The sequence below is a fragment of the Gordonia effusa NBRC 100432 genome, assembly GCF_000241305.1.
In the GTDB taxonomy this organism is placed as follows: domain Bacteria; phylum Actinomycetota; class Actinomycetes; order Mycobacteriales; family Mycobacteriaceae; genus Gordonia; species Gordonia effusa.
This window is the reverse complement of record NZ_BAEH01000086.1, coordinates 45,792-52,536: the sequence shown is the minus strand read 5'-3', so window position 1 is coordinate 52,536 and position 6,745 is coordinate 45,792. Positions and strand designations below refer to the sequence as shown.

5 protein-coding genes are annotated in these 6,745 nt (G+C 63.1%); 3 read left to right on the top strand and 2 right to left on the bottom strand.

What is annotated here, in order from left to right:
- The first annotated feature begins 124 nt into the window (after window positions 1-124).
- Window positions 125-799 carry a DUF1707 SHOCT-like domain-containing protein gene (locus GOEFS_RS15205; protein WP_040525239.1) on the top strand — a complete coding sequence of 225 codons (675 nt, stop codon included), beginning with the start codon at window positions 125-127 and terminating at the stop codon, window positions 797-799.
- A 175-nt stretch (window positions 800-974) separates the two neighbouring features.
- On the opposite strand, the gene GOEFS_RS15200 is transcribed toward GOEFS_RS15205, so the two are convergent.
- Window positions 975-4,388 carry a pyruvate carboxylase gene (locus GOEFS_RS15200; RefSeq protein ID WP_007318817.1) on the bottom strand — a complete coding sequence of 1,138 codons (3,414 nt, stop codon included), beginning with the start codon at window positions 4,386-4,388 and terminating at the stop codon, window positions 975-977.
- 45 nt (window positions 4,389-4,433) lie between these two features.
- Here GOEFS_RS15200 and GOEFS_RS23500 point away from each other — a divergent pair, with 45 nt between their 5' ends.
- Together GOEFS_RS23500 and GOEFS_RS15195 are read left to right on the top strand one after the other, a co-directional pair.
- Window positions 4,434-4,604: a hypothetical protein gene (locus GOEFS_RS23500; protein ID WP_007318816.1), complete on the top strand. Its 171-nt coding sequence runs from the start codon at window positions 4,434-4,436 to the stop codon at window positions 4,602-4,604.
- Between the two features lie 37 nt (window positions 4,605-4,641).
- The gene (locus GOEFS_RS15195; RefSeq protein ID WP_007318815.1) at window positions 4,642-5,553 is read left to right on the top strand and encodes a TIGR03564 family F420-dependent LLM class oxidoreductase; all 912 of its coding nucleotides are present in this window, start codon (window positions 4,642-4,644) and stop codon (window positions 5,551-5,553) included.
- 122 nt (window positions 5,554-5,675) lie between these two features.
- Here the strand turns inward: GOEFS_RS15195 and GOEFS_RS15190 are convergent, their stop codons facing one another.
- Window positions 5,676-6,674: an acyl-ACP desaturase gene (locus GOEFS_RS15190; RefSeq protein WP_007318814.1), complete on the bottom strand. Its 999-nt coding sequence runs from the start codon at window positions 6,672-6,674 to the stop codon at window positions 5,676-5,678.
- Window positions 6,675-6,745: the final 71 nt, after the last annotated feature.

Sequence of the window (6,745 nt, the reverse complement as noted above, 5' to 3'; positions counted from 1 at the left end):
CCTCATGTAGGCCCCCTGACAACAGTCAGGGGGCCTACATGCATTTGCGGACCTTGCGGTCCACGTCATCCTCGATATCGCACAGTCATAGTTCTCATTGGTGTAGACGCGCTAGGCTCCTACTATGACGAGGCCCGAACCGATGGGATCAGATCCCATCCGCGCTCGCGATACGGACCGGGTGACAACTCTAGCCATCCTTGACGATGCCCTCGCCGATGGGCAGCTCCAGATGAACACCTACATCGAGCGAGTCGAGGCAGTTAAGGCTGCCGCGACGCTCGCCGAGCTGACGCACCTGACGAAGGATCTTCAACGCCGAGAGTTTGGATCCGACCACGGTAAACGACGGCCACGTACCGGCCCCAAAAGATCGACGATAGTGATCGGAGTGCTCTCACTGCTGGTGGTGATCTTCGCGAGTATCGCCGTTCGCGGTCTTTTCGAGGATAGAGACACCGTAACCACAGTGAGTATGGAGAACCGAGACCCGCTGGTCGTCGGCGACATGTATACCGTTGACGGGATAAACGAGGTCATTGCCGCCATCGAAAAGAGGTTCGGCACGACTGTCATTGAGGGGATGCACCTCTTTAAAGAAAAGGCCGTTGTGTATGTCAAAGACAAGGCGTCGCCGGTCGGTCACACCTCGTATAACTATTCGTTAGGCGGCCAGTTCCACAGCCCGAGTTATTACGGAGGCCAGGCAGTCGGTTCGAGCGTGGGAACAACAGTTGACGTCAAAAGCTCGACGTCGACAAGCTCGTCGCGACCATCTCCTCAGCACCCGAGCGTCTGAAAGTCGATGCCATCAAGGCCGAACGCACCCCATTTCGAGTGTCGGTCAATGGCGACGACGGAGGTGAGGTCTGGATCGGCCTTAATAGCAATGGCATTGACTCCCATATGGTTACGACGCTAGATGGCACGCTCAAAGGCGCCGAAATATGCGGATGGGGTTGCTAGGGGCACTCCTACTCGCTAACTCCCGCCGCCGACACGACCGCGAGTAGGTCCCCGGCCTCTACCTGAGCCACCTTGGTGATCGCCGTCCGGCTGATCGTGCCGCCGCGCGACGCGGTGATGGCGGCTTCCATCTTCATCGCCTCGATGGTGCCAATAGTGGCACCGGCTTCGATGGTGTCGCCTTCGGAAACGGTCAGGGTGACCACACCGGCGAACGGTGCCGCGACGTGACCGGGATTGTCCTTGTCGGCCTTCTCCGCGGCCGGTACATCGCTGACGATAGAACGATCGCGCACTGCGACCGGCCGCAACTGGCCGTTGAGAATGCACATGACCGTGCGCATTCCGTGTTCATCGGCTTCGGAAATGGCCTCCAGCCCGATGAGCAGGGTGACACCTTTGGCCAATTCGACATTGTGCTCGTCGCCGCGGCGTAGTCCGTAAAAGAACTGATTGGCCGACAGCCGGGAAACATCACCGTATTTGTCGAGGTGATCCAGGTATTCCTTGGTCGGGCCGGGGAAGAGCAGTCGGTTCAACGTCGCCTGGCGGGTCGCTGAATCACCCGCGAGACCGGCCTCGTCCTCCGACGTCAGCGGAGTGATCGGCTTCGCCGAGGTACGCCCGGCCAGCGCACGAGAGCGGAACGGTTCGGGCCAGCCGCCGACCGGTGTGCCAAGCTCGCCGTGCAAGAAGCCGATCACCGAGTCGGGGATGTCGTAGCGACCCGGGTCCGCCGCGAAGTCCTCGACGTCGACACCCGTGCCGACGAGGGCCAACGCCAGGTCACCGACAACTTTCGACGACGGCGTCACCTTCACTAGTCGGCCAAGCAACCGGTCCGATGCCGCGTACTTCGCCTCGACCTCTTCGAACCGGTCGCCGAGTCCCAGCGCGATCGCTTGCTGACGCAGATTCGACAGCTGCCCACCGGGAATCTCGTGAGTGTAGACGCGGCCGGTCGGCGACGGGAGGCCAGATTCGAAGGGCGCGTACACCTTTCGCAGTGCCTCCCAGTAGGGCTCCAGGTCGCAGACGGCGTCGAGTGAGATACCGGTGTCACGTTCACTATGTGCGGCGGCCGCGACGATCGCCGACAACGACGGCTGGCTGGTGGTACCGGCCATCGGCGCACTGGCGCCATCGACCGCGTCCGCTCCGGCTTCCCACGCCGCCAGATAGGTCGCCAACTGGCCGCCCGGGGTGTCGTGGGTATGGATGTGAATGGGCAGATCGAAATTGCTTCGCAGTGCGGTGACCAACTTCGACGCGGCGGGTGCGCGCAGCAGTCCGGCCATGTCCTTGATCGCCAGCACATGCGCCCCGGCGTCGACGATCTGTTCGGCCAGCTTCAGGTAGTAGTCCAGCGTGTACAGGTCTTCGGCCGGATTGGCGAGGTCGCCGGTGTAGCTCATCGCCACCTCGGCGATCGACGTGCCGGTCTCCCGTACCGCGTCGATAGCCGGACGCATCTGGTCGACGTTGTTCAACGCGTCGAAGATGCGGAAGATATCGATACCTGTCGAAGTCGCTTCGGCGACAAAGGCTTTCGTGACCGCTTCGGGGTAGGGCGTGTAGCCGACGGTGTTGCGTCCGCGAAGCAGCATCTGCAGACAGATATTGGGAACGGCCTCGCGGAGTTGGGCGAGACGATCCCACGGATCCTCGTGTAGGAATCGCAGCGCGACGTCGTAGGTGGCGCCGCCCCACGCCTCGATGGAGAGAAGTTCGGGGGTCATTCGGGCCACGTGGCCGGCCACGCCGAGCAGGCTGGATGTACGCAGGCGCGTCGCCAGCAACGACTGATGTGCGTCGCGGAACGTGGTGTCGGTGACGCCGAGCGCTTTCTGCTCGCGCAGCGAAGCGGCAAAACCGTCGGGACCCAACTCCAACAATCGCTGCCGCGACCCGGCAGGCGGCGGTGTCGACAGATCGATGGCCGGCAGCTTGTCTAGTGCGTATACCGTGGTCGGGCGGGTGCCGTTCGGCTTGTTGACGGTGACATCGGCCAGGTAGGAGAGGATCTTCGACGCGCGGTCGGCCGAGGAGTGCTGCGTCAGCAGATGGGGGCGTTCCTCGATGAACGACGTGGTGACATGCCCGGCGCGGAAGTCTGGGTCGTCGAGCACCGCTTGCAGGAAGGGGATATTGGTGGAGACGCCACGGATCCTGAATTCGGTCACCGCCCGGCGAGCGTGGGCGACCGCGGTCGGAAAATCTCGACCGCGACATGTCAGCTTGACCAGCATCGAGTCGAAATACGCACCGACTTCGGCGCCGAGCGTCGTCCCACCGTCGAGGCGTACGCCACCGCCACCCGGGGAGCGGTACGCGGTGATCCGGCCGGTGTCCGGGCGGAAACCGTTCGCCGGGTCTTCAGTGGTGATACGGCATTGCAGAGCAGCGCCGTGCAGTTTGATGTTCTCCTGCGCCAGGTCCAGGTCGGCGAGTGTCGCCCCGGCGGCGATCCGCAATTGCGCCTGCACCAGGTCGACATCGGTGACCTCCTCGGTCACCGTGTGCTCGACCTGGATCCGGGGATTCATTTCGATGAACACATGGTTGCCGCGTTCATCGACGAGGAACTCAACGGTACCGGCGCAGCTGTAGTTGATCTGTCGGGCGAACGCGACGGCGTCTGAGCAAATCTTCTCCCGCAACGTCGGGTCCAGGTTGGGCGCTGGCGCCAGTTCGACGACTTTCTGGTGGCGACGCTGTACCGAACAGTCGCGCTCGAACAGATGGATGACATTGCCGTGGGTGTCGGCGAGGATCTGCACCTCGATGTGGCGCGGGTTGATCACCGCTTGTTCGAGGAATACCGTCGCATCGCCGAATGCCGACTCGGCTTCCCGGGCCGCGGCCTCGATAGCCTCCCGGAGGTCGGAAATCTCTGCGACGCGGCGCATACCGCGGCCACCGCCGCCGGCCACAGCCTTCACGAATAGCGGAAATGTCATCGACTCGGCGTCGGCCAGTAGTGCGTCGACGTCGGTCGACGGCTCCGACGACGCCAGTACCGGAAGGCCGGCGGCCTTGGCCGCGGCGATCGCGCGAGCCTTGTTGCCGGTCAGTTCCAGCACGTCGCGAGATGGTCCGACGAAGGTGATGTCGTTGGCCGCACAGGCCGCCGCGAGGTCGGGATTCTCCGACAGAAAGCCGTACCCCGGATAGATCGCGTCCGCGCCGGCCTGACGGGCCGCGGCGACGATCGCGTCGATGTCGAGGTAGTTGCGGACCGGGTGGCCCGGCTCGCCGATCTGATAAGACTCGTCCGCCTTGGTGCGGTGCGGTGAATTGCGATCTTCGTAGGGGAATACCGCGACGGTTCCCACGCCCAGTTCATAGGCAGCCCGGAATGCGCGGATGGCGATCTCGCCACGGTTCGCTACGAGCACTTTGGCAAAGGCACTGCTGGTCATCTGATCGGTATTCCCTTGAGCTTCGGTTGAGGAAGTTGCTCTGACGTGGACCTTCGGATGCCGCGCTACGACACCCCGACCCGCACCGTGCGTGGACGGCTCCTCAACCCTGCCACGTTGATTTCCCGGACGCGAACAATTGGGTTACGCGGGGGTTACATCGGCCTGGTGCCAGCGACTATCGAGCTGTCAGAAGTTTCGGGTGCGCTCGCGTAGGTTTGATTCCGAACCATCCGCGGCCCAAAGGAGTGTCATGCGTATCGGAATCATGCTCAACGATCAGACCGGCCCCGACGCGGTGCGTCGACTGACCGATGAAGTGGCTCAACTAGCCGATGAGGGATTCGAATCCGCTTGGCTCTCACATATTTTCGGGCTCGACGCGTTGACGGCGCTCGCCATCGCCGGCTCGCGCGTGCCGGGCATTGAACTTGGCACGGGCGTAGTGCCGACCTACCCGCGACATCCGGGTGCGCTGGCCCAACAGGCGCGGACCGTCGCGCTCGCCGTCGGCGCCGGCCGGCTCAATCTCGGCATCGGCCTCTCTCACCAGGTCGTCATTGAGAATATGTTCGGCTACGACTTCTCCCGGCCGGCCCGGCACATGAAGGAGTATCTCAATATCTTGATGCCCTTGCTCGACGGCGACCAGGTGTCGTATACCGGCGAGACGATGTCGGGCCATCTCGCGATGACGATGGGTGACAGTGGTCGCGTGCCGGTGCTGGTCGCCGCGATGGGCACCTCGATGCTGAAACTTGCCGGACGTCGTACCGATGGGACAGTGCTGTGGATGACCGGGCCGGTCACCGTCGCCGAGCATATCGCGCCGACGATCACCGCTGCCGCCGCTGACGCGGGTCGTCCGGCGCCGCGAGTTGTCTGCGCGTTGCCGGTCCTGGTCACCGACGACGTCGAGGCGGCAAAAGCCAAGGCCGCCAAAATATTTGAGGTCTACGGGACGCTGCCGTCGTACCGGGCGATGATGGATCGAGAAGGTGCGGCCGGACCGGAGGATTTGGCGATCATCGGCGACGAAGCTCAGGTAGCCGACCGAGTACGCAATGTATTCGCATCGGGTGCAACGGAATTCGTCGGATCGGTCTTCAGTGGTGGCGACGACGCGGTCCGCACCCGAGCGGTGTTACGCGAGCTGGCTGACTGAAGTCTGCGCTGTGGGTGGCGTCGGGGGACTGATACCCTCGCCGACGCCGACGGTGCAGATTGTGGCCCGAAACGACGACGCCGCCGCCCCGGAAATCCGGGACGGCGGCGTCGTGTCTAAACCTAAGAAGCCTGAGCCTGCTTGGCAGCCTTCGCTGCTTCACGAGCCAACGCGCGGTCGCGCATCTCCTCGAAGCGAGTCGCATCCTTGCCCAACTGCTCGAGGAAGGCGGCCAGCTCTTCGCGGGTCTTCTCACCCTCGGGACCGAAGTCGGTGCGGTCGAAGACATTCCACTTACGCAGCACCGGCATGATGACCTCTTCGAGGTGCTGGCGCAGGTCGTAGATGCCGTGCTTGGCCATCAACACACCGTGGCGACGGAAGTTCGGCATACCGGCACCCGGCATCTGGAAGTTGGTGACGATGTCGGTGACCGCCCGCAATGTCTGGTCGGGGGAGATATCCATGCCCGCACCACAGATGTTGCGGTAGAAGATCATGTGCAGGTTCTCGTCTGCTGCGATGCGCTGCAACATGCGGTCGGCGATCGGGTCGTTACAGGCCTTGCCAGTGTTGCGGTGGCTCACTCGCGTAGCCAATTCCTGGAAGGTCACATATGCGACCGAATGCAGGATGCCCAGTTCGTCGGCGTGCGCCTCGAGCTCGTCGGCTCGCCCGGCGGCGGCCAGCATGGGGTCGTAACCGTTGGTCATGTGGATCATGCGCGCCTCTTCGAGGGCAACGGGATCCACGCCACGGGTTACGACGAGATAGTCGCGCATGACGATGCCGTGGCGGTTTTCCTCGGCGGTCCAGCGGCCGACCCAGTCGCCCCACGCCGAATCCATCGAGAAGTTATCGGCGATCACGCGGTGATACGACGGCAGGTTGTCCTCGGTCAGGAGGTTGGTGATCATCGCGGCTTTGGCGACCTCGTCCAGCTGTGACTGCTCAGGGTCGTAGTCGACACCGCCGAGCTCGGCGAAGTTGCGGCCCTCGTCCCACGGCACGTAGTCGTGCGGGTTCCAGTTCTTCGCGGTTTTGATGTGACGGTTGACGTTGTCCTCGGCCACCGGCTCCAGTTCCTGGAGAAGTTCGAGTTGCGTGAGCTCGCGTGCCATGTAATTTCCTCCGAACAAGCTTTCCGCGGGTATTAGTGATTCTGGGTCGCCCAGCGCGCATTCACATAGTG

Bases quoted from the DNA above. Each gene is read 5' to 3' on its own strand.
- GOEFS_RS15200 (WP_007318817.1), bottom strand. From the start codon at position 4,388: ATGACCAGCAGTGCCTTTGCCAAAGTGCTCGTAGCGAACCGTGGCGAG.
- GOEFS_RS15195 (WP_007318815.1), top strand. From the start codon at position 4,642: ATGCGTATCGGAATCATGCTCAACGATCAGACCGGCCCCGACGCGGTG.
- GOEFS_RS15205 (WP_040525239.1), top strand. From the start codon at position 125: ATGACGAGGCCCGAACCGATGGGATCAGATCCCATCCGCGCTCGCGAT.
- GOEFS_RS15190 (WP_007318814.1), bottom strand. From the start codon at position 6,674: ATGGCACGCGAGCTCACGCAACTCGAACTTCTCCAGGAACTGGAGCCG.